The 22,632-nt window shown below is 63.1% G+C and carries 22 protein-coding genes and 2 pseudogenes; 11 read left to right on the plus strand and 13 right to left on the minus strand.

What is annotated here, in order from left to right:
• From IM25_RS24935 to IM25_RS26595, 3 genes are all read right to left on the minus strand, one after another.
• Window positions 1-630 carry a hypothetical protein gene (locus IM25_RS24935; protein WP_065996633.1) on the minus strand — a complete coding sequence of 210 codons (630 nt, stop codon included), beginning with the start codon at window positions 628-630 and terminating at the stop codon, window positions 1-3.
• Between the two features lie 200 nt (window positions 631-830).
• Window positions 831-1,028, minus strand: a complete 198-nt coding sequence (locus IM25_RS24940) for a hypothetical protein (RefSeq protein WP_033098684.1) — start codon at window positions 1,026-1,028, stop codon at window positions 831-833.
• A 44-nt stretch (window positions 1,029-1,072) separates the two neighbouring features.
• Window positions 1,073-1,249, minus strand: a complete 177-nt coding sequence (locus tag IM25_RS26595; protein WP_198162608.1) for a hypothetical protein — start codon at window positions 1,247-1,249, stop codon at window positions 1,073-1,075.
• Between the two features lie 327 nt (window positions 1,250-1,576).
• On the opposite strand from IM25_RS26595, the gene IM25_RS26300 reads away from it, so the two are divergent.
• Entirely contained in the window at window positions 1,577-1,834 is a 258-nt protein-coding gene (locus IM25_RS26300) for a hypothetical protein (RefSeq protein WP_157127035.1), read from the plus strand.
• 38 nt (window positions 1,835-1,872) lie between these two features.
• On the plus strand, window positions 1,873-4,545 hold the full coding sequence (locus IM25_RS24945) for a DNA methyltransferase (RefSeq protein ID WP_033098685.1): 2,673 nt from the start codon (window positions 1,873-1,875) through the stop codon (window positions 4,543-4,545).
• A gap of 119 nt (window positions 4,546-4,664) precedes the next feature.
• Here IM25_RS24945 and IM25_RS24950 read toward each other — a convergent pair.
• A pseudogene (locus tag IM25_RS24950) lies at window positions 4,665-6,033 on the minus strand (ISL3 family transposase).
• 95 nt (window positions 6,034-6,128) lie between these two features.
• On the opposite strand from IM25_RS24950, the pseudogene IM25_RS25870 reads away from it, so the two are divergent.
• Window positions 6,129-7,097: pseudogene (locus IM25_RS25870) on the plus strand (DUF3644 domain-containing protein); the annotation flags it as partial.
• 76 nt (window positions 7,098-7,173) lie between these two features.
• Here the strand turns inward: IM25_RS25870 and IM25_RS25875 are convergent.
• A complete protein-coding gene (locus IM25_RS25875) occupies window positions 7,174-7,983 on the minus strand; it encodes a recombinase family protein (RefSeq protein ID WP_232333539.1) in 810 nt (269 codons plus the stop codon).
• 300 nt (window positions 7,984-8,283) lie between these two features.
• Between IM25_RS25875 and IM25_RS24960 the strand changes: the two genes are divergently transcribed.
• A complete protein-coding gene (locus IM25_RS24960) occupies window positions 8,284-8,883 on the plus strand; it encodes a hypothetical protein (protein WP_052040187.1) in 600 nt (199 codons plus the stop codon).
• Here IM25_RS24960 and IM25_RS24965 read toward each other — a convergent pair.
• From IM25_RS24965 to IM25_RS24985, 6 genes are all read right to left on the minus strand, one after another.
• Window positions 8,880-9,455: a recombinase family protein gene (locus IM25_RS24965; RefSeq protein ID WP_232333540.1), complete on the minus strand. Its 576-nt coding sequence runs from the start codon at window positions 9,453-9,455 to the stop codon at window positions 8,880-8,882. The two genes, IM25_RS24960 and IM25_RS24965, sit on opposite strands and share 4 nt — an antisense overlap.
• A 122-nt stretch (window positions 9,456-9,577) precedes the next feature.
• Window positions 9,578-9,949 carry a hypothetical protein gene (locus IM25_RS24970; RefSeq protein WP_019288866.1) on the minus strand — a complete coding sequence of 124 codons (372 nt, stop codon included), beginning with the start codon at window positions 9,947-9,949 and terminating at the stop codon, window positions 9,578-9,580.
• Window positions 9,950-10,282: 333 nt separating this feature from the next.
• Window positions 10,283-11,071, minus strand: coding sequence for a hypothetical protein (locus IM25_RS24975; RefSeq protein WP_157127036.1), 789 nt, complete (start codon window positions 11,069-11,071; stop codon window positions 10,283-10,285).
• Between the two features lie 33 nt (window positions 11,072-11,104).
• Window positions 11,105-12,127 (minus strand): helix-turn-helix domain-containing protein, encoded by a 1,023-nt coding sequence (locus IM25_RS24980; RefSeq protein ID WP_157127037.1) that lies wholly within the window; start codon window positions 12,125-12,127, stop codon window positions 11,105-11,107.
• 212 nt (window positions 12,128-12,339) lie between these two features.
• Window positions 12,340-12,564 (minus strand): ribbon-helix-helix domain-containing protein, encoded by a 225-nt coding sequence (locus tag IM25_RS27405; protein WP_084295208.1) that lies wholly within the window; start codon window positions 12,562-12,564, stop codon window positions 12,340-12,342.
• Between the two features lie 220 nt (window positions 12,565-12,784).
• Complete coding sequence (locus tag IM25_RS24985; protein ID WP_019288870.1) at window positions 12,785-13,837, minus strand: DUF2637 domain-containing protein; 1,053 nt, start codon at window positions 13,835-13,837, stop codon at window positions 12,785-12,787.
• Window positions 13,838-14,564: 727 nt separating this feature from the next.
• On the opposite strand from IM25_RS24985, the gene IM25_RS24990 reads away from it, so the two are divergent.
• On the plus strand, window positions 14,565-14,801 hold the full coding sequence (locus IM25_RS24990) for a hypothetical protein (RefSeq protein ID WP_019288871.1): 237 nt from the start codon (window positions 14,565-14,567) through the stop codon (window positions 14,799-14,801).
• A 334-nt stretch (window positions 14,802-15,135) separates the two neighbouring features.
• On the opposite strand, the gene IM25_RS24995 is transcribed toward IM25_RS24990, so the two are convergent.
• On the minus strand, window positions 15,136-15,852 hold the full coding sequence (locus IM25_RS24995; protein ID WP_019288872.1) for a ParA family protein: 717 nt from the start codon (window positions 15,850-15,852) through the stop codon (window positions 15,136-15,138).
• A 288-nt stretch (window positions 15,853-16,140) separates the two neighbouring features.
• The gene (locus tag IM25_RS25885) at window positions 16,141-16,626 is read right to left on the minus strand and encodes a helix-turn-helix domain-containing protein (RefSeq protein ID WP_033098690.1); all 486 of its coding nucleotides are present in this window, start codon (window positions 16,624-16,626) and stop codon (window positions 16,141-16,143) included.
• A gap of 466 nt (window positions 16,627-17,092) precedes the next feature.
• Here IM25_RS25885 and IM25_RS25005 point away from each other — a divergent pair, with 466 nt between their 5' ends.
• From IM25_RS25005 to IM25_RS25030, 6 genes are all read left to right on the plus strand, one after another.
• Complete coding sequence (locus IM25_RS25005) at window positions 17,093-18,715, plus strand: cutinase family protein (RefSeq protein WP_065996635.1); 1,623 nt, start codon at window positions 17,093-17,095, stop codon at window positions 18,713-18,715.
• 43 nt (window positions 18,716-18,758) lie between these two features.
• Entirely contained in the window at window positions 18,759-19,868 is a 1,110-nt protein-coding gene (locus IM25_RS25010; RefSeq protein ID WP_198162609.1) for an insoluble domain protein, read from the plus strand.
• A 67-nt stretch (window positions 19,869-19,935) separates the two neighbouring features.
• On the plus strand, window positions 19,936-20,970 hold the full coding sequence (locus tag IM25_RS25015) for a hypothetical protein (RefSeq protein ID WP_037216263.1): 1,035 nt from the start codon (window positions 19,936-19,938) through the stop codon (window positions 20,968-20,970).
• On the plus strand, window positions 20,967-21,746 hold the full coding sequence (locus IM25_RS25020; RefSeq protein WP_065996636.1) for a hypothetical protein: 780 nt from the start codon (window positions 20,967-20,969) through the stop codon (window positions 21,744-21,746). Before IM25_RS25015 ends, IM25_RS25020 begins: the two co-directional genes overlap by 4 nt.
• Window positions 21,743-22,315 (plus strand): hypothetical protein, encoded by a 573-nt coding sequence (locus IM25_RS25025; RefSeq protein ID WP_065996637.1) that lies wholly within the window; start codon window positions 21,743-21,745, stop codon window positions 22,313-22,315. The genes IM25_RS25020 and IM25_RS25025 overlap by 4 nt, the downstream gene beginning before the upstream one ends.
• A 15-nt stretch (window positions 22,316-22,330) precedes the next feature.
• Complete coding sequence (locus IM25_RS25030; protein WP_033098898.1) at window positions 22,331-22,624, plus strand: hypothetical protein; 294 nt, start codon at window positions 22,331-22,333, stop codon at window positions 22,622-22,624.
• Window positions 22,625-22,632 lie beyond the last annotated feature (8 nt).

Raw genomic sequence — 22,632 nt, forward strand, 5'->3', positions numbered from 1 at the left:
TCAGAACGGCAGATCCGGGTCCTCCGGCGGGTTGCGCCGCATCTCGTCCTCGATCAGCTCCGTCAGCTCCTCGGTCAGCCGGTCGCGGGAGGTCGCCGGCACCGGCTGGTTGTCCTCGATCCGCTGTGCGATCAGAGCTTCCGCCAGCGACAGGAACCATCCCGGCTTCGACACCCACACCCGCTCCACGACCCGCACCGCGGTCGGGTTCGGCCTGACGTTCTGCGTCCGCCACCGGTCGGGGTCCTGCGCCGTCCGAGCCGCTTCCCAGTCCTTCTCGGCTTCCTGTTCGGCCCACTGCTCGAACTGCTCCCAGTCCTGTCGGATCTCGGGGGTCACCTGCGGATACAGTTCGTTCTCGAGCACCATCTCCCGTGCTGCCCGCCACGCCGTTTCCTTCGCGCGGACCGCGTCCTGGTACGTCGCGCCCAGTGCCGGCGGGGTCGCCTGCTCGAACTGTTCGGCCGCGTCCTCGGTCAGCTGCTGCAGGCGCAGGGCCTGCCGATCGATCCGTTCCTGCTCGGTCGCCGGATCGACGCCCAGCCACTCGACCAGAATCCGCCTGGTCTCGGCCGCGATCGTCAGGTCGATCCCCTCGACCTGTGTCGCGAATTCCTCGCTCTGCGCCACCGCCCTGTCCTCCCTGATCCTCGGAACCGAATGCCCCCTGGCGGGCGTCCTCGTCTGCCACGCGACCTCCTCGACTGCGCCCTTCTTCGGGCGTAGCGTCCCCATCCATCGGGACGACTCGTGAGGTCTATTCTACTAGCATTTACGACACAAAACCATTTTCAACCTGCGGTTTTAGTGATTTTTGTTAACGCTGAATCCTACGGCAGCCGGGCTGCGCGAGGAGTGGCCATTGCGGTCGCCAGAACGAACAGCAGCGGCAGAATCATCAGTCCACCGAGGCCGGCGAACACCGCCCGGCCGGCGCTGCCGTAACGCCGATACGAGCGCGAGGCGCACACGATCGCGCTCGTAGTGGCGAGCGCGTTAAAGATCAGCAGGATCACGAAAAAGCTCATGGTGAAGCCCCCTTCGTCGGCGGGTGTTAGGCCGCAGGTCGGTGTTACAGGTCGAACAGAGAGAACTGATTCTTCGCGGCCGCGGCGTCGGTGTCGCGTTCGTAGCGTTGCGCCATCAATCGTGCAGCGTCCGGTGTGCAGCCGAGTTCCTGCCCGATCTCGTGCCAATCGGCGCCGTCGGTGCTCATCTCCCATGCAGTGCGATGCAGCTCGTCGTCCATGCCGCGCCCCCTTCATATCGGCTCTCAGTTTGTCCATTCTGCATTATTGTTGCTTAGACAACAAGAGCGCCATTTTCCGAGTACCTCCGCTGCACGTACCGTGCCTAACAACGGACACACATGCTTGAGCACAGGGACACCTGCTTCAGCTTTTAAGACCACGGGTTAGGGAGACCTCCGGGCTGGCTGGGAGGCGAGATCCGGAAGACCTGCGTCCTTTGGAGTGAAGATCAAGAAGATGTCGACTCACGCGGGTTTTGGCTTCTGACGGGGGCAGGCCATTACGCTGTGGATTAGCAAACCGTCAACTGGGCAAGGTGGAGGTACATGGGAGCCCCGGCACACGACCCACGCTCCGCAGCCCAGGCTGCGCATGAGCTTGCGATGTCCGAAGTCTCAGACGTACTGGTGAACATCGAGCACGCCATTACACGCGCAAAGAAGGCGAAAAAGCGCCTCGGCAACAGCCCGGAAGAACACAACGCGCAGCTCGCCTTGGCCGACGCACTCAAGGAACTTGAGCGCACACGCACCCGCCTACAGAAGGATGCCTACTTCAGCGGAGACGAACTGAGGCTGGTGTGACTGTGACCCTCTCACAGTGGTGACATAGGGTCACCGCTGTGCGTAGCGGTGAAGAGATTCAGAAAGCCCTGGTCAAGTTCCACAAGAAGTGGCGCAACTACCAGGGCAGCGAAAAGAGCGAAGCTCAGACCTTCCTCAATATGCTCTTCGACGCCTACGGCTCCGACCGACTGGAGGTAGGAGCCAAGTTCGAAGCCTTCAAATCCTCGGCTGGATTCATGGACCTGCATTGGCCAGGGATTTGCATCGTCGAGATGAAGGCACCTCATGTGCACGTCACCGAAGCCCGCGAGCAGGTCAAGCGGTACTGGGAAGAGTCAGCGGATGATGATGCCGATGTCCCTGCCGCCCGGTGGGTGGTGCTCTGCAACTTCCATCAGTTCGAGATTTGGGAGCCGGGCCGCTTCCCGAAGTCGCCCCGCGCTTCCTTCACCCTTGAAGAGCTGCCATCCCGTTACGAAGCACTGATGTTCCTTGCTGGCGCCGACCAGCGACCCAACTTCGCCCAGCTCCACAAAGAACTAACTACCCAGGCTGCCGACAAGGTCGGGGAAGTCTATCGATCGTTGATCGACAGGAATGCTGCTCCGCCGGATGAAGTCCAGCGGTTCATTATGCAGTCGATTTGGACGATGTTCGCCGAAGAGCTCGGGCTTCTCACCGGCGCACCGTTTCAGAACACCGTAGCCAAACTCCGTGGTCGCGCCGAGGAATCAGCGCAGACACTTGGGTTCTTGTTCAAAGTGCTCAATCAAAAGGGAGATCAGCACCGCAAAGGCATCCTGGCCGGCACTCGATACGTCAACGGCCAACTGTTCGCCGATCCGGCATACGTAGAGCTGAACGAAGAGGAGCTTGATGCTCTCTACGAGGCCACTACGTACGACTGGAGCAAGGTTGAACCCACGATCTTCGGATCGCTGATGGAACGCATTATCGGCGGTAAACTGGGCGCTCACTACACTCACGAAGTCGACATCATGAAGATTGTCGACCCCACCATCGTTCGCCCCTGGCAGGACCGCATCGACGCCGCGTCGACACCCGCTGAGGCCCTTCGAGTGTTGGAAGAACTATGTTCCTTCCGAGTCCTTGACCCGGCCTGTGGCTGCGGCAACTTTCTCTACGTGGCCTACCGCGAACTGCGCCGCCTTGAGTCCACTTGCAAACAACGCATCGCAGACCTAGCTGCTGAGACCGGGTTACCGATGCCCCCCGGACCGTATCCGTATGTGCGCCTCAACAACTTCTATGGCATCGAGATTCAGCCAGCTGCTGTGCTGATTGCTCGCGTCACGCTGTGGATGGGGCACCGCCAGATGATGGACCAGTACGGCGACGCCGAACCTCCACTGCCCTTGGTCAATCTTGCTGGTATCACCATCGGCGATGCGGTGTTCGGGTCCTGGCCTGAGGTTGATTGCATTGTCGGTAACCCACCGTTTGTCGGCGACCGAAAAATTCGCGGTGAGCTGGGTGAGCCTTACCTTCAGAAGCTGAAGAACGGGTTTCCTTCCGTTGGGGTTGTTGATTTCTGCGCGTACTGGTTTCGCAGGGCCCACGATCATCTCAACGACGGTCAGCGAGCAGGATTTGTATCAACGAACACTCTTCGCGAGAACAAGCATCGACTGGCCTCGCTGCGCTACATCGTAGATAACGGTGGTGTCATCACTGATGCCGTATCTACCCAGAGGTGGCCTGGGGAGGCCAAAGTCTTCGTCTCCCTTACTAACTGGGTTAAGAATCCAACTACGCCCGTGGCAGAGTTCTATCTCGACGGAGTGCAGGTCGAGGCGATCAACTCTAAGCTTAAGCCCGGTCCCACCCTCCCGGAACCATACAAGCTGCCTGCGAACAAAGGTAAATCCTTCATTGGTTGCCAGCCAACCGGAGAGGGATTCATCATTGATGACAAGACCGCCGCCAGCCTCCACGCTTCCGGAGAGGAAAAGGTTGTGCGTCGCTACATCACGAGTGACGACATAGCCGACGTAGTCGAAGCGCGGCCAAGCCGATGGATCATTGATTTCGGCACTATGCCTCTGGAAGAGGCTATGAAGTATCCAAATTCCCTGGCAGTGCTTCGGAAGACGGTCAAGCCGGAGCGTGACAACGACCCGGAGCTACGAAAGATCTGGTGGAAGTTCTGGCGACCCAGACCCGAGATGCGTAAGGCCATTGCATCGAAGTCCCGCTATCTTGTGTCAACACTGACTGGTAAGCGTCTGCTGTTTACCTGGGCAGACAACGACTGGTGCCCGAGCAATGCAGTGGGAGTATTTGCTTTCGATGACGACTATTCGATTGGCATTTTGACTTCTACCGCATTCGATGCGTGGGTGTGGAATGAGTCATCGACGATGAAGGACGACCTGCGGTTCACGCCGTCTACCGCGTTCGAGACATACCCCTGGCCTTCCCCCACCCCAGACGAGAGGCAGGCCGTTGCAGAGGCAGCACGCGACCTCATCAACCGCCGTCGGGAGATTTCACGGAACGACCAGATCGGCCTGACGGTTCTGTACAACCGCGTCGACGAAGGCGCATATTCAGACCTGTTCAAGCTACACAAGCGTCTGGATGCAGCTGTCGCAGATTGCTACCACTGGCCCCGCAAGATCGCGCAGGACCGATTCGAACTTCTCCAACGGATAGGGAAGTTGAACCAACAAATCGGTCAAGGGGTCGGACAGTACAATCCGTTCTGACATGACAAAAGACGGGACTCCCCCCAACGAGCCAGTCACTACTGCCATAGTCTCACCCTATGGCTCCTCGTCCGCACTGGTGGCATGTCCTTCAAGCATCCAAAAATGGCTCTTCGCAGTTAGCAGTGGCATTGGCGCCGGCTGGGTGCGACCCGACGTGACCGTCGAGTGCAGGCCCACCGTACCCGGCGGCGTTGGTTCTCCGGGGTACGGAACCCGAACGCGATACGGCCGACGTGCTTGACGATGCGGTTGTAGCCTTCACTGCGCGCATTCGACAGGCCGGTGGTGATCGCCAGGATCATCGGTTCCTGCCACGCCGAGACGGTCGTCGCCAGCTTGCCGATCTCCGGGACACGGCATGCCGCGCAGAACGTGTAGAACCGATACAGCCTGTCCCGGATCTCATGGCGAAGGCCACCACGATCGGTGCAGCGCAACACATCGCGCAGTAGTTCTTTGGCGATCCATGCCGCAGCGATGTCCCCGTGCGGGTCGGCGGCGGTCAGCTTCTCGAACAGGGCCGATCGTTGTTCGTCGGTCAGGCGTTCGGAGGCCCGCAACAACCGTCGTCGATTGATCCATTCGACATCGCTCTTGCGGCCGCGCCGACCCCGCTCGGCCTGGGTGACCCTGCGCCGGACGGTATCGACCATCTCGTTGGCCTTCTTGACCAGGTGGAACCGGTCCACCACCAGTTGTGCGTGCGGCAGTGCCTCGCGCACCGCCTTCGCATACACCGACGACATGTCGATCGCGACATGGGTGATCTGTGCCTTCCACGTCTCGTCGCGGGCGTCGAACCAGTCGATCACCACCGCCGAGGTGCGTCCGTTGACCTGCGCCAGCAACCCTTGATCGCCGGTCAGGTCGACCAGTCCGGTGTCCCACCGGTCCACCCATCTCCGTTCCCCGGTCTCGGGGCAAGTTTCCCATTTCGCCTTCCCGCGTCGGGTCTCATCGATCCCGAGCACCATCACCGGCTCAGGCTCGCCGGCCAGGGCGGCGTCGGCGACCACGACGAGGTGGCCGTGGACGGTGTGCCAGGCGCACCCGTAGTCGCCGGCGACCGCGGACACCGACCGGTCCCCGTCGAGGACCGCCTCGACCAGCAGCGCCTTCGCTCGTGGCGTGACCCGTGCCCGGGACGGCACCCCCGGCGTCGACTCGGTGAACACCTTACGGTCACAGGAGGTATTGGTGCACAACCATTTCCGTTTCCGCCACACCAACAGCGGACGGTCGGGTCCGACCTGCACATCCCGCGGTCTGGTGGTGACCCAACCCTTCGAGCGCGATGATTTCTGCCCGCACTGCGGGCACATCCCGACCCATTCGGGTGCCGTTGCGATCTGCACGATCCGGCTGTCGTCGACCGTGCGCTGCACCGATTCGACGATGACGCCGTCGAGATCGAGCAGCAATGAACTACCGTGGTGCATGCCCGCGTTCCTTGCTGTCCTGGATGCCTGAGAACACCCAGCTCACAAGGGCGCGGGCCCTTTTTCAATCACCGACACGGCAACGGGGTCGATCGGCACCAGCCCCTACCAAGTGCGAAGAGCCCCAAAAATGAGGTACGGCTTGCAGTCGACCTGTACAACCGTTCGGGCGATGCACGACAGCTCGAAGCTTTCATTGTCCACATGTCGATGGGTTGGTTGAAACTCTTACAGGCCCATTTCGAGAAGGCTGGCCGAGATGTCTATATTCGAGACTCTCGCGGGCGGCGTATTCGTCATGAAGATGGCGATTGGAAGTACAAGTCTCTTAGCACCCTCATGATGGAGTTTTTTACTCCCAACGACCCCCGGAAGGCGAACCTGGACTTCTTTGTGGGATTGAGGAACAGGATCGAGCACCGACATGAAAAGAATATTGCCGCCCTGGTAGCCGGCCGCACTCAGGCATATCTACTGAACTACGAAACCACTCTTGTCGAGTTATTTGGCGATGATGAAGCTGTCGCTACAGAACTGCGTTTTCCTTTGTTTCTATCCTCGATCACAGATGATGCTGCCAAGGCAGTAAAAAAGGTTCGCTCACAAGTTCCCCGTGGCGTGCTGGAATGGGTGCAAGATTTCGATGCAGGATTGTCCCCTGATCTGGCAGCTGACCAGCAGTTCGATTTCCGGATTTACCTAATTCCTTATAAGGGTCCAAAGACTGAAGCAGACGCCGTGATGACCTTTGTACGACCGGAAGAACTCACAGAAGAGCAAAACGCAGTCATGGATCAGGTGCGGACCATCATTCGAGAGAAACAGATTCCTGTAGCTGACCTTGGAACGCTCCGGCCGGGGCAGGTAGTCGAGCGTGTAGCGGCAGAACTCTCTCAGCCCTTTACAACTCATCATCACACACAAGCGTGGCGTTACTTTGGGGTTCGCCCTCCAGTGGGCGCAGACGATCCCACAAAAACAAAAGCTGACTTCTGTCGATATAATCAGACTTTCGAGCGTTATGTGTATACCGAATCCTGGGTTAGCTACCTCATTCGAAAGTTGTCGGATCCGGAAACTTATGAAGCGGTCATGACCTGGAAGCCATAAATACTCAGTTGGCCCCACTATCTATAGGACGATTCGGTTTCCTTTAAGATCTTAGAAAAAGAACTTTCGTCCTCGATCATGTTACGCGGCCAAGAACGCGACCGGCTCGAGCCAGCCTCTCTCGTTCCCGATCGGCTGCACGGGCAGCCGAAGATCGCCGGCGCGAGTCAACGCGAGCCCGTGGATCCACTAGACGTGAAACGGTGGACGGGTGCCATTGTCCGCCGCGTTTTGAGGGGACGCCGGCATCATTTAGTCGGCGGGCGATGGCTCGTACGCCGATTCCTTCGACGGCCCATGCCCGCACTTGCCGCAGTACGGCAACTTCTTCCGGGTGCTCCACGAGTTTCCCATCGACCACCCGCTGCCCGTAGGGGGGCGATCCTGTTGCATATCCGCCGCGTTCGGCTTTCTGTCTCCTGCCTGATTTCAGGCGCTTAACGATCAACCCGCGTTCGAGCTGCGCGGCGGCTCCCATGACCTGCCGGACGAAAGTGCGCATTGGATCGTCGTCGTCGTCCGGGAGGTGCTCGCCTCGGTCGGCGGTGAAGACGCGCTTTCCGTGTGCCCATACCACCGACAGGATCGCTTCCTGCTGGGTGAGGTGGCGGGCGAGGCGATCGAGGTTGGGTGCGAGCAGAGCGTCGGCCTTCCCTCCGGCGAGTATCTGCAACACTTCGGACAGTCCGGGGCGTTCGTCGTCGCCGGCCCTGCCACTGATCGCTTCGTCGCGGCATATCTTCACGATGCGCATGTTGTGGGCGCGGGCGTAGCTGCGGCAGTCCCTCTCTTGGACGTCGAGACCGTAGCCCTCGAGTTGCCCTCCGGTGCTTACTCGTACCAGGACGACAACCCGGAGCGGACGCGATTCGAGCGTGGAGGTCACCCCCTGAGCGTACCTATCTATAGGTATAGATAGAACACCCCAGGTAGATCCGATTTTCGGTCTCACCGACCGGGTCGACGTTCCCCTGGTCCACCCTTTCGTTCACACAGATTGCCGATTCGGTCCGCTGAGGCGTCATTCGACAATTGAAAAGGTGTTTTGACAACTTGCGTTGACAATCAACAACTTTGGCTGCCGTGGATTCAGTCCGACGCGACGTTCGCGATCGCGATCAATGTTTGTCAACCAAAGTTGTCTAAAGGTTCCGACCTCTCTGGTTAGTCATGGTACGTTGACCATATGACAGAAGGTGCTGACCGCAAGGTTGGGCGCATTGACGGGCCGGCGGGCGCGGTGGACGACGCGGCTACCGAGTGGACCGTCGTGGACCACTTCACGGGCACGACGTTCCGGGGTCGTGCCGAAGCGATCGGGCGCAGCGGTCAGCCCGTCCCTCCCGGCAGCGACGTGGACGTTCTGTTCTGGCGCGCCTCGTGCCGCTCCGGATGGAGCGGGCAACTGTGGCCGAACCTCGCCGACTCCTCGGACCTTTCACCGGAGATGAGAGAACGGCTCCACCTGGAGTGGGCGAAACACGTGCTCACCGCCGCGCCCCTGCTCGGGATCGAGACGAAGCAGGCGGAGATTTCCCGGCTTGAGAAAGAGTTGAAGGAGAGGAAGTACGAGCTGACCGATTATGTCTGTGCAGCGCGGGAGCAGAACCTGTCCTGGGCGAAAATCGGTGATGCTGCGGGTATCTCGAAGCAGGCTGCTCAGAAGCGGTGGGAGCGCGAAGATCCGAGACGGATTGCGAAGTTGCACAAGAAGGTCGCGTCGACAAGTGATGAGTTGCAGGCGCAGGTGGACCCTTCGACCCCGGACACCAGCGACCCGGCCTAGCGGCCGTGCTCGTTGCGGTGGCGTTGGATCTGCATGTAGACCCCGGATCTACTGAGGCCGAATCGTTTTTGCAACTGGGCGATGGACTCGCTGCCGGAGATGTACAGCTCATAGAGCTGGCGTCGTTGTTCGGTAGTGAGTTTCGGCTGTCCACCCGGATATCGTCCTGCAGCCTTGGCATGTTCACGGGGACCGGTCAGGCGTAGTTCGTAGATACCGGCCTCGAACGCGGGGAAGACGCTGGTGAACAACTCGAATGCGGTTCGGCCGGCCTCGGTCGCAGGATCGTAGACGGTGCCACTGACATTCAGCCGGGCGCGGTGTTCGCGGATCGCGGCGCTGACCTCGCCCAGGTCTGCGGCGGAGCGGGCGAGGCGCTCGAGGCCGGTGACCGCCACGGCGTCTCCGGGGCGTAGGGCGTCAAGCATCGCATCGCGGTTCGGCAGGCGATGGCGGGGGCCCCGCAATCCGGCGTCGAGGTGGATGTGCTCCGCTCGGACCCCGAGGGCGGCGAGCTGGGTGCGCTGACCCGCTTCGTCTGCTGCGTCACCGACTCTGGCGTATCCGATCACATCCCCACTGTAGTTCATTCAGGAATATTGCTGACAGGACACACGGGGAGCGAAGCACCAGGTAGATGCCGGTTGATGTGGCGTGGGCCGGGAGGACCCGCAGAGGGGGTCGTGGCTCGGTCCTAGTGGGCGTCGGTCGGTGCCGACGCATCCTTCTCGTTGCCCAGAACCCGGCGCAGAAGCCGGGATTCGGCGCGCATGTCCTCCGCCGATCGCAGTGGGCCGGAACTCTCGGGACTTGCTGTGCGCGAGCACATGAATGAATCTGTGATGCGGTACTCGTCGTGGACCTGTTTCAGCTCTTCCGCGGCGGCGAGCATGTCGTTACGGGTGTCGGTGTCGAGTGCATTCCAGGCGTCGGCGATCTCCTGCGCCTGGCGTGCGATTCGCTGTTTCTCGTCGTCGGTGCGGGCGACGGATCGTGGCCTGCCCGATCGGGGGGATTCGGAGTGCCGGCGAAAGTGCCGCAGTCGGGTCCGTAAGCGTTCGAGCATGATTGTCCTGTCCTTGTCCGGATGAGTAACCGCGGTTGTCGCGCCACTGCGGGTCGAGCGTCGTACGGCCGGGAATGACCGTACCGGTCAGGTGGTATCGCTGAGGGGACCAGTAGTGATCTCGGTGGCAAGCCGGTGCGGAGTCGGCGGCGCGGCAGCACAGTTTTTCGGTGGCGCGAGGTTGCTCACATAGCGACGGTGTTGTCTGTAACCCTTTGTATTTTGTTAACGGTCTGACTCAATCCCCCGAGTCACGCCTCCTTCGAATACCTCATATGATATTCACCTGCGAGATGCCTCGGCGACCCCCCGGCCGAGGCTTCTCGCAGGTGGTCAGCCGTGCACGCTGGACAGATAGGCCAGCTGCGCTCGCAGGTTCTCAGCCGCGTCGTCGAGTTCGTCTACGGCGATGTGCGCAGTCGCGGCAGCTACGTTTGCCCCGGCCAGCTGACGGTAGAGGTCGTCGACCGCAGCGGATTGCGTTGCCAGCTGTTCGGTGGTGCGCAGATCCTCGGCAAGCCGGTGTACCCGGTCGAGGGCCTGCTCGATGAGGCGAAGGCAGACGCCTCGTTCGATGAGCGCAGCGCGACTGTGCGCGAATGCAACCTGCCGTCGTTCCCATTCCTGCTGCACATAGGACTCCGGTGCGGAGTGGGCGGGCACCTCCGGTGTCGTGCATCGAAGTTGCAGCAACTCGTAGGCTGTAGCGGCGAGAGCGTGCAACTCCATATGCAGGGCGACAACCGATCGATCTCCGTTGGCAACCGGGTGTTTCCAGGCCGGATGCACTGCAATCCGCTCGACGATCCCCTCCACCACGGTCAGCAACCGAGTTTCGTCGTTGTCGAGACTCGCCGGCCACTGCAACGCGGTTGCGGCCGACTCGACAACTCGCACCTCGTTGCCACTGAGGCCCAGCCCACGGCCTTGCCACCACCGCCGTCGCGGGAGCTGGGTGTAGTCGATTGACCCGGTGACACGGGCAATCTCATCAAGCCGTCGTTGGACCGACTGAGGGACCGAACTCCAGTCCACCGCAACAACGGTGCGGGGCAGTCGCTGCGGGTAACGCAGCTGCTTTTCGATCCACTCACGTGCTGCGGCGTACGCCGAATCTGCCACGCAAGACCTCCCATGCCAGCGTCGGTGCGGGTGTTAGGCGACGGAAAGCTCGGGTACGGAAGTGCTTTGCCGACGGATCGTGCGCACGATTTCGAGGTATCCCAGGCCGACATCGGCGAGTTTCCTCACCTGATCCCTAACACTCGCGCCGCTCAACCCCTCATCACCAAGGGTAGTGACAGCGAGAGTGAAAGCTCGGTCTTCTCGTGTCTGAGTCCGCAGGACCAGATCGGACGTTGGACGGAAGTCCTGCTGAGCGGTCTGATCGTTGATGTCGGTGTCATCCTCGACACGGACGAGAGCTTCGCGTCGGCGCTGTTCGTCGAGCTCACGCTGCCTTTCCATCTCAAGCCTGCGCTGGTTCTCCAGCTGTTGCGCCTGGAGTTGAGCGCGGTACTTATCCCAGCCGCCCTTGTTGACCCACCATCCGAACGTGCTGTCCCAGTCGGAGCGAGTCGTCTGCTTGTGCGGATCTGCGTACTTGTCGAAGAAGTCGGCCAGAACCTGCTCCTGGTCCATGCCCTTGGAGATCATGGCCTGGAGGTTCTGGGAGTTCGGCTGCCAGTTCCGCGGCAGCGGGACTGGCGTCGAACTCGTCTTCTCCTGGTCATCGACTTCTTTCGAGAGAAGAGAAGAGAGAGAGGTAAGAGAACACTCGTGGTCCGAATCCGCCACCGGGGTCGGGGTGGATTCGCCACCTACCTCGGTGGCGAAATCGGTGGGGTCGCACTCACCAGGTCCGAAAAATGGACCGGGTTCGGTGACTCGGACGAGTGAGTGGTCCACAACGAGGAAGTAGGCGTTCCTCTGCTCATGGGCGCCCACACGACGGATGAGGCCGGCGGTCTCCAGATCCTGCAACGCATAGATCAGTGTCTTCCGGTTGCAACCGGCGAGCTGAGCGACTTCTTTGTAGGAGACGGGTGCGGTGCACGCGGTCTCCTCGTCGGAGAGCTGAAGCAATGCAAGTGCAACCGATCGGGCACTGTGCTTGAACGTGGCCTCGCTCGCGCTGAGAGCGTGAAGCCATGCTGCGATTGGGGTCGCGAAACTCATCGAGGTTCCTCTCGTGTCGAGGAAGACCAGCGACACGCCTGTCCTCGAAGAACCCCCCAACCGTGGCCCGGTGCCAATCGAGCCTGTAGCATTAGCCATGCGAGTTACGGCTATATGCCTGTTTGGTTGGGTTGTTCCTCCCAGATGGGTATGTAACTGATCTTCTGTTGAACCCCTCGGCTGCCAACCGGGGGGTTCAGCGCTTTCTGGGTCTAACTCGCTTTCTTGTTGCGGGCCTCCGTGACGTAGTTGCTCACGGCCTGCCTGATGAGCTTGGAGACAGTCAGCCCGGTTTCGTTGGACAGTGCCTCCAACTCGGCATCGAGCACGTCGGGGAACCGTACGGTCCGCCGCGGTGCAACCGGAGTGTCCGGCGTTAGCCGCCGGTTGGGTCTGATGTGTGAGACAGACTGTTGCTGCTTCTCTGCGGTCGCCATTTCACCCCTCCCCTTTCGCCCCCCGACTGATCCCTATCGTGCGCGGCCGAGACTAGCACTGTTGATCTTGCGTGTCCGACAATAACGGGGCGTGTCGGCGTGTCGAATCGGATGCGGCAACGACCTGACCATCGGTCGGCACCAGGACCTGGGAAAACGTGAGGGCGACGGCGGTATTGTACCGCCGTCGCCCCGTCGTAGGCTCGCTCTGGAACAGGGGTCAGGCGCGGGATGCTGCCCGCACCGGCTCGCTGGCCTCGGCGATCGGCAGCGGCGGAACCGCAAATCCTTCGGCCTCGGCTTCCTGCCGGAACTGCCTCCACCTCCTGCTGACGGTCGACTTGTCGATATCCAACCGCTCAGCAACGTCGATCTGCCGCAGTGTGGGGTCGGTGACCATCATCGAGGCGACGATCTTGACGGTTTCGTGGAAGTCCGTGTCGTTGATGAACTGGAGCAGCCCATCCTGGGTCTGCGTGTAGCCATGTTGCGTCGTCGCCGTGTCGATGTGTTCGTCGGTTGCAGGAGTTGCCCCTGGGGTGCTGAGGGTTGCAGCAGCACTGGTCAGGGGGACGTCTGACTCTTCGACAGGCAGCTGGGTCACGGCGAGGCCGTCGTTGCGACTGTCGATGGAGGCGTGTTCGGCCTGCTCGGCGACAACGTGAGGGGAAGAGGGCTCGTCGTGTGGTGCAACGACGGACGTAGCAGTTGCCCGTGGCGTTGTAGCGAGAGTCGGGACTGCTGCCGGCTGCGGGACGCCTCGGGGCAGGTCGCTGCGTCGGAGCATCAGGACGAAGATGTGGAACAACGCCAACCACAGCACAGGGAAGATCGACTCGAACATTGCTGCGAGCCACGGGGCCTGCGGAATGTATCCGATGTCCTCCCCCGCTGCGATCCGTGCGAGGTTACGGTCGGCGGTCTGCCAAGCGTGCAACGCGTTGCCGCCGACGCTCAACAGAACCGTCACCACGGCCACAGTCGCGCACAGGCTGAGGGTGTGCCACCTTCGCCCCTGGAGGCGGAAGACTACGAAACAGGTGGTTGCAGCGGCTTGTCCGACGTCGATCGCAACCGGAGGCATCCAGGACCGTTCCGGCGCTGTGCCCATCTCGACGGCCAACGCTTGCAATGCATCGAACGAGAGGATGAACGACAGCGCTGCAACGAACAGCGTCATGGCGGCAACCACTGCAATCGTGAGTTTCATCTGGATCGTCATTGGCGCCTCGGGCTGCAACTGGGTTGCGGCCTGGGCTGTATCGTCGGACATGACCGGGATCTCCTATCTGTGGGTTCTGGTCAGGGCGTCCTGCGGAGCTGCAATTCCGTGCAGGGCGCCCGCTGCGTTTCGGGCGGCGGTGCTCCGGTCGGTGAACCCCGGACGCAATCTCGCTGCGTTCGTGCTCGACAGCGAAAAAGCGCAGGTAGAACCCGATTCCGGGACGCAGCCCTTGCGCGGTCGTTGCGTCCGTTGCCTTCCCTGTTGTGCAGGTAAGAGGCGACAGTTGCCGGACGTTCTCGGCTGATCCTAACCGAGTTGCCGCCATGCCGTCGTCTCTGCAACGTTGCAACGTTGCAGACGCTAGCACTCGAAACATTTCAACGCTAGAACGCTGAAACGTTGTAATGGTAAAAATTCAAACCGTTGCAACGGCAAGCGATTCATCGGTCCCCGGGCAAGGCGAGGCGCAGGTCGATGCCGATGCGTTTTACAGTTGCAACGTTCTGCCATTGGAATGGCACGACGACAGTTGCAACCGTCAGTTGCATGTTCTGTGGTTGTAATGGTTCGCGATTGCAATAGCTTCCCGTTGCAACAACTCGTGGCTACAACTGCCGGGGGTTGCAACCGCGAGCGTCTGTAAACGCCGGCGCTTACAACTGCTGGCAGGGCTTCCACGGGCTGGTGCGGTCGCCGCTATGTCGGGGTGTTGGTCGAGACGGCGTGGGGTTGCAACGCTCTGTCGATAAGCGATTCAAATGTTGTAAAGCTACAAATGCAGAACACGGAAAACCCCTGGCAGCAGTGCTACCAGGGGTTGGGGGTGTTCGAATCAGAGGCGGGTGCGGCCGATTTTTCCGGGGCGTCGGCCGGCTCGTGCGGCAAGTTCCTGAGCGACCTGCTCGGGCGTCATTTGGTCGGCGAGGCGAGCAAGCGCGAGGCGGACTACAGCGGCCCGGTTCGCGTCGATCTTGGGCTGACTTCGCCGTCCTGCTCGTTTGACGTCCTCTAGGAAGTCGTCGTTCTCCGCAGTCAGATAGACCGTGGCGGGCATGAGCGGATTCTCGTCAGGCGTGGCCTCGGAGGGAGTGGAGGTGGCACGCGACGTCTTGGCTGGAGTTTTCGGAGCCGACGATGGTGCTGGAGACGGAGGGGTCGTTGTGGGTGTGGCAGCCGGCTCGGGCGCAGCCGTAGGGGCGGGCTCTGCCGGTGCAGCTTCCGGGGTTGCGACCTGCGCCTCGCTCTTGGGAAACGTGACCGGCGTGGTGCGAGCCCGGTGCATGGGCGGAGGCACGTTCGGCCCCTTGTTGCCCTTGGTCTTTCGCTGGAGCGCGCCCAACCCGATGTCACTCATTGACGTACTCCTTCACGTAGTCGGCCACAGAATCTAGGGCGTCAGCGAAGGCTTGCAGCTTCTTCGCGGGCTTGTCCTCGGCGGTGATGGCGATGCGCTTAGTGCGGATGCCCACCAACGGCGCTTCCGGAACGAGAGGGCCGACCTGGACGGGAGTGCCGTCGATGATGCGGCCGAGACGGTTGACCAGGCCAGCGTGGGCGGTGCGAGGCACCATGTTGGGCACGAGCACGATCGGATAGTCCGCCATCTCGTTGACGAGCTGCTCGGTGGCGTCAAGTTCGGACACCTTCACCGGGCAGGGTGAGACCACGACATTGGCCACCGACAATGCTCCGAGGGTATGGGGCTTCGCATCGTTGTGTGTGTCGACGACGATCCAGTCGGTGTCCCATTCCTTGCCCCACTTGACCAGCGCCTCTGCCATCTGGTCCGCGGTGAAAGGATCCTCGAGGATCAGCGGGTCACCCGGCACCAGCCGAGGCTTCTTGTAGCCCTGCAACGGCTTCGGTGTCCGGCCTTTCAGCACTGAATCCACCAGGATCGACCGCACTCGGGTCTCCGGCCGGTAGCCCCACTTCACTGTGGCACTGCCGTAGTTGTACTCGAGGTCCACGAGGACTCCACCCAGCAGCCAGGCGAGTTCGTACGCGAGTGTCGTTTTGCCGACCCCACCCTTCCGGGCATGGGTGACCAGAATGTTCGTCACGCCTGCATCCTACTTTTTCAACGGTAGAACGATGTGAGGTCGGGCCGTTGCAGGTTTGCAACTTTGAAAATCGACGAGCTTAACACTGCTACTGCAACTGTCCAATAGTTAAATGTTGCAACATTTGGTGTTTGTAATGGCAAAACGTGGAAGAGCGTCGTCATGCGTGGAGGCGCACGCGGAGTAGCAGGGGCTGTGTGCAGCCCCTGTGAGTGAACTGTCCCTCCTGTACTGTCTTCTGTTTGTCAGGGGGGATGGGGGATCTTCATGCTGATGCACCGTCGTGCATTAGGGCCGCGTATGCGGCGGCCTGGTGCGCACCCGCTCGTGCGCGGCGATTACTTGTTCGCGGGTGACGTGCTTTCCTCGACCGGCCGGGGAGCGGCGGTGGCAATCCGTCAGCGCTTCGGCTATGCGGGAGGCCACCTCCGGCTTCAATCGCGCTTGTCCGCGTTCGAGTTGGGCCAGCGTGCTAGTGGAGATGCCGGCGAGTTGGGCCAGTTGCGGCTGAGTCAGTCCTGCCATAACGCGGAGGTCTCCGAGGTATTGCTCGTCCTCGGGGATGGGCACCAGTTCGGCGACGGGAACTCCGAGGGCTTGGGCGACGCGGGCGAGGGTGTCGACGCTGGGGGAGGCGGTGCCGCGTTCCCAGTTGTAGACCGCAGCGGTGCTGACGTCGGCCAGTCGGGCAAGTTCTCCGGGGTTGAGGTTCCGGCGGGTGCGGACGGCTATCAGCGCCGATCGATCGAATCCTCGCAGGACGCGGCGGGTCATACCCGCCCTTCGGCGCTGGTGCTCATAGCCGACCACTGTGCAATACCTCTCGAATGCTGTCACAAGATAGAGTGATGAAATTGTGCTATAAGGTGCTACCATAGAATAGAAAACGGAGGAGTTGGAGGTCTTGCTTTGAGAGATGACTTCACGCGCTGGAGTGCAACTGCGCTACGCGGAAGAGGTGGCCGGCACACGAGAGGGATCGGGGGGTGTTCTCGCCGCTGAGTGCGGCAGTCGCTTCTGGTCGTGGCTGCCCCCGGACACATGTCAGTGATTGGCGTCGCGTCATGTGCCCGGGAGTCTCAACCCACCCACATAACGGACCCACGTTCGGGCGCGCTGTGTGAGCGCTCGGGCACCCGCTTGCGTATTCAAGGAGGACCCGATGTCTGTGTCGGGCAGGGAAGATTCGCCGTTACACCAGGCTACCGGGGGTTCTGGGCGTGGTCGCGGTTTTCGGCGATTGCACCGGACTGCCGCGGCGTCCCTTTCGGCGGCGGTCATCGCCGCGGCTGGCCTGGGTACCGCCCCGGCCTATGCCCAGTCGAGCACGGGCGATGAACCCGGCTGGCTCGGTGAGCTGGTCTCGGACTGCCCGGATCTGTACGTGCTCGGGATGCAGGGCACCACCGAGACCTCGCCCGATGCGCCGGTGAAGGTCGATACCGGAATGCTCTCGAACATCATGGGTCCGCTGCTCGATCAGGCCCGTGAGCTGGGCGCGAGCGTGGACCGGGCGTATGTGCCGTATCCCGGTTCGTTCGGTGGCCTAACGCCAGGGGGCACCGAGTCGTATGTCGAGTCGGTGACCGCGGGGGAGGAGAACCTGTCCCTGGCGGCACAGAAAGTGCTCTCGCAGTGCCCCTCGGCCAAACTCGCCGTGGTCGGCTTCTCCCAGGGCGCCCATGCCGCGTCGAACTTCCTGCGGTCGGTCGGTAACGGCAGCGGGGTCGTTCCGGCCGGCTCGATCGCGGCCGGAGCGCTGTTCGGCGCGCCGACCCGCAGCCCCGGATCGGGACTGTTCCCCGGCACCTCGCAGACGGCCCCGTCGCCGGTTCCCGGCACCAGGGGAGAGGCGATCAAGGCGCTGTCATCGGTGTCGTTCACCGCTCCTGATGGGGGCGGTATCGGGCCGGTCGCCGATCTGACCAGCAGCTACGGCAGCCTGTCGGGACGGGTGTCGTCCTGGTGCCAGGGCGGGGATCTGGCCTGTGATGCCCCGGCGAACGCCCCGGTCGTGCGGGCGGTGGTCAACGTCGCCGGTCAGGTCGAGGTCGGCGGGGATCCGTTCGTCGCGATCTCCACGGTCGGGCGGGCACTGGCATCGACGGCGTTCAAGACCGCAGTCGATGTGGTCAACGAGGACATTCAGGCTCCGAAGAATGCGCTGTCGGCGATCTCGGTCCAGCCGAAGAAGACCATCTCGCAGCGTCTGGCCGAGGCGTCCGATCCTCGGGCGACGCCGCCGACGGGGCAGGAAGTCACGGCAGCGTTGATGAAGGTCGGGTTGATCGGCATCAATGCGGCGGTCACGGTCGTCAAGAAGGTGCTGACCCCGGAGACGATCGCGGCGGTCGCGGCGGCCGGGGTGGCCAATCCGGCCGCGGCCTTCGCTGTGCTCGCGGCCAAGACGGTCAGTGTGCTGCCCGAGCTGGTCCCGCCGGCGACCTCGCAGCGGCTGGTGCGGCAGACCTTCCAGATCGTGCAGAACGAGGTCAAGGCCAACCGGGATGCGTTCGACCTGGTGGCGATGACGACGGTGCGCAATGTCGCCGCCGAACATGGCTCCTACGGGTCGGTCCCGGCCACGGCCAGCGGGCAGGCTCCGACCCGGTTCGCTGCGTCCTGGCTCGCGGCCGCCGCAGCCGATATCCGGGCTGCGGCAGACCCCGCCGTCTCCACGTCCACCTCGGTGACCTCGACGTCCACGTCCACGTCCACCTCGGTGACCTCGACGTCCACGTCCACGTCCCCGTCGACGACGCCGCCCACCACCTCGGCACCGGCGGTGAGCACCACGACTGTGGTCGACGCGGGACCGACGGTGCTCGATCAAGGCGGCATCTCGGCCGCCGAACTCAATTGATTCACGTGATTCACGCCTCGACACAGAAGAAAGAGAAGCGAGTATGAGCAAGCATCGCAGGGCATCGCGCATCGCCAAGGCGAGTGTCGTGCCCGCCACCGCCGCCGCGATCGTGGCAGCGGGCACCGGCCTGGCCTCGGCCGATCCGGTGGAACTTCCCTCGCAGGGTGGGGTCACCACCCCGGCACCGTCCACTCAGGGCGGTACTACCAGCGCGCCCGAGCCTCCGGCCAAGCAGATCTACTGGACCCCGCCGCCGACGCAGCAACGCGAGTATGCGCCGCTGCCGGACTACAACTACGACACCAACCGCTACGAGCGGCAGTCCACTCCGGCGCCGATCAACCCGCTGGAGCTGCGTGCCCCGCAGCCGGTCGAGCCGGAACCGATCTACATCGCTCCGCCCGAGAAGATCATGGTCGGGGACATCCACTTCAACCAGCCGAACTGGGTCACCGACGATGACCGGGAGCGCACCAACAACACCGCCGGTCTGATCCGGTCGGATGTGGCGACGTTCTACAAGTCGGTCGGTATCGAAGCCAGCCGCGCCGATCGGGTAGCAACCGCTCAGATCACGGCAACCGCCGTCGGCGCGACTGCGGTCGGCACGGCGTGCGCCGTCGGTGGTGGCGCACTCGGCGGAACGATTGGTGGCCTTGCCGGTGCCGGGATGGCCGGCATGGTTCCGTTGCCGCCTCCGCTGCCCCAGATCACCACCGGTGTCGCCGGTACCGCCCTCGGTACCGCTGTCGGCGCGACGCTGGCCGGTGTGCCCTGCGCCGTCGGTGGTGGGCTGGTGGGTTTGGCTGCCGGGACCGCTTTCGGTGCCGGTGACGACGAAGGTCAGCCCATCGAGGTGGAACTGCCGGACGTAGGGGAGGACGTGCTCACCGAGCAGGCCGACTCCACAGTCGAGCAGTGGCAGTCCTCCGGCCCGGTCGGACAGGCCGCCGCCGACGCCGTCCGCAATGTCGTGCAGACCGCCCCGCAGGTCGATTCCCAGGTCCGTGAGTGGGTCAAGGTCCAGCCCGGTGGTGAAGGCGTGATCGCCGGTGTGGACAACGCACTGGATACCTTCTTCGGCGGTTCGGCCGGCACTGCCGCCGAGATGATCTCCACCGCGATCGGCGACGGCATCGTGCCGGCCTGACCTGCTCGACCAGCTTTCGGTGGGGGCGGGCACGCCCCGCCCCCACCACCCGACGACGGAGGACACTTTGTCGACCGACAATCGAGGAACACTCTTCCCGGATGTAACCGAGCACTACGGGCCGCAACCGACTCCCACCGAAGACACCGACACCGGATCAGTGCACTTCCCGATCCCGGACGAGACGATCGCCGACGCGGCGCTCGCCTCCTCGGACCTCGAACCGGTCGCTGCCGAGACCACCTGGGAATCCGACGACGATGCGGTCATCCAGACCGACTTGGAGCCGATCGGCACTGCTGAGACCCCCGTCGCCGACACTGCACCGGCCCCGCACCCTGACCACGACACCGGCGACGACCCGTATGCCACCGCCCCGGACTGGGTGCGCGCCCACATTCCGCGAGGACCGCTGGTGATCTCGCAGCGCAGCCGTGGGGGACTCAAGTCCGCGATCGGCCGAGCCCGTCCTCCCCGGCCGACTCCGGCCCCCGAGTCGGCCGAGGCCCCCGCCGTGCCGGTCACCGACACCGCTGCCGCTGCTCCCGCGAAGCGGGACGGCGATCGGTCCCGCACCTGGATGCTCGTCGGCGGCGGTGTCGCTGTGCTGGCAGTGGTCTCCGCTGCGGTGGTGACCACGATGACCGGCAGCACCGACGAACCACAGGCGCCGCCGCTGCCGTCCTCTTCGGTGGTGGCCTCGCCCTCGACCACCCCCACCACGACCGAGGCGGTGGCAGCCCCGGCGTGGTGCGCCCCGGTCACCGAGCCGGATCGGATCGTCGGCAACGGCCCCGGCGGACGCGAATCCGGTCCGGCGGTGATCCAGGCGTTCGAGCACGCCTACTACGTCCAGCGCGACGGCAAGGCAGTCGCAGAGCTGATGGTCCTGCCCGGCAACGATATTCAGAGCTTCATCGACGCTGTTCCGGCCGGGACCGAGCACTGCGTGACCGTGCTGCCGACCGAGGACCCCAACCGCTGGTCGGTCGATGTGCTGCTGAAGTTCCCGCCCGTGGGAGACGAAGGCATCCACAAGCAGTGGATCACCACCATGCCCGCCGACGGCGGCGTGAAGATCGCGAACGTGGAGAACCGATGAACAACGTTGTTGCATTGCGTCGCAGCCCGAAAATCGATCAGCCCGAACACCTCTCGGCCATCGTGGTGGCCGGATCCGGGGGAGCGGCCGTGACCACGACCTGCTTCGGCCTGGCCACTGCCCTGCGCCTCGGTGCCGATGTGCAGGTCGCGGCGATCGACGGCACCACCGACGGCGGGAACCTGCTCGCCCGTGTCGGGGTCGAACCGATCGATTCTGCGCGGGCGGTCCGCCAGCTCGGCTCGCGGATGGCTGTCAGTAGTGCCGGGGCGGTGGTAGTCGGTCACGGCGAAGCCACCGACTCGGCCCTGGTGGACAGCCTGCTCGCCGACCGCAGCCTCGCCCGCATCCACGATGTCGGAACGGCGTTGCGCGCACGCCGTGTGGCTCCGTTGATCGAGGCCGGGGCTGCGATCGTCGTCGCGGTGCCGCCCCGTGCCGAACCGCTGGCCCGGATGCGCGGCGCCCTCGACTGGCTGGTGGGCACCTACGGACGCGACGTGCTCTCCCACACGGTGGTGGCGATCTCACACCAGCTCCCGCAGAGCGTGGTCGATCTGACCCCGATCCGCGATGCACTGTCCCCGCTGGTCGCCGGGTTCGTCGAAGTGCCCTTCGATGCGAGCCTGGCGCGTCCCGGCGCCGTCGACCATCGCCGCCTGTCGGTCGAGTCGATCGATGCCTGGACCGATGTGCTCGACGCTTTCGGCCGCATCGAGGCCGGCCACCAGGACAACGACACCGCTGATCGGGTCGGGACGGGGGAGCTGGCATGACCGCCAGAGAACGCACCAGTGTCGACGCTCGTATCGAGCCGTACACGGTGCCGACTCCCGGACCGGCGCTCTGGCTGCTCGGCGCACACGGCGGGTCCGGGGTCTCCACCCTGGCCCAGTACTGGGACTTCGCCGACGACGCGCAGCGTCAATGGCCGTGCGGGAATGCCCGAGAGATCGAATCGCCCTATGTCGTGGTCGTCTGCCGCGAAACCATCCAGGGCCTGTCCAGTGCCCACGATCTGATCCTCGAACACCGCAACCGCGATCTGGCCTGCGAGCTGCTCGGCCTGGTCACCGTGGCCAACGCGGCCGGTCCGCTGCCGAAGGACGTGCGCCAACTGCGTTCGATCGTCACCGGCGCGGTCCAGGCGCACTGGTCGATCGGCTGGCACCGCTTTCTGGCCTCGGCCGCCCGATCGAGCCTTCCGACCTGGCGCGCCCTCGACGGCGTGCCCATCCAGACCAAGGGAGCGGTCATCGACGTTCCCGAGGACGTGATCGCTGCCGGGGTCGGCATCGTCACGGCAATCCAATCGAGTCTCCCGACCTTGTGGTCGGGCCAGTAGCACGGAGGACAGTTCATGATCCAGACGGTTGTAGATACCGCGTATCTCGCGCAGGGTGCCGTCAATTTCGACATCAACCCGGAAGTGCCTCCGGGCGCGAACGGCCTGCTCAAGCTGCTGAACTGGCTGCTGTGGGGCGTCACGCTCGCCTGCGTTGCGGCCCTGATCTTCTCGGGCGGCAAGTTCGCCTGGGAGAAGTGGCAGCACGGCTCGGGGGACTCGCCGAAGATGCTCGTCGGCTCGCTCGTCGGCGCGATCGTGGCGATCTCGGCGAACCAGATCCTCGGCGCCGTCACTTCTGCGGCATAAGGGCGGGG

It is taken from the genome of Rhodococcus sp. p52 (assembly GCF_000763325.2).
GTDB lineage: Bacteria > Actinomycetota > Actinomycetes > Mycobacteriales > Mycobacteriaceae > Rhodococcus > Rhodococcus pyridinivorans.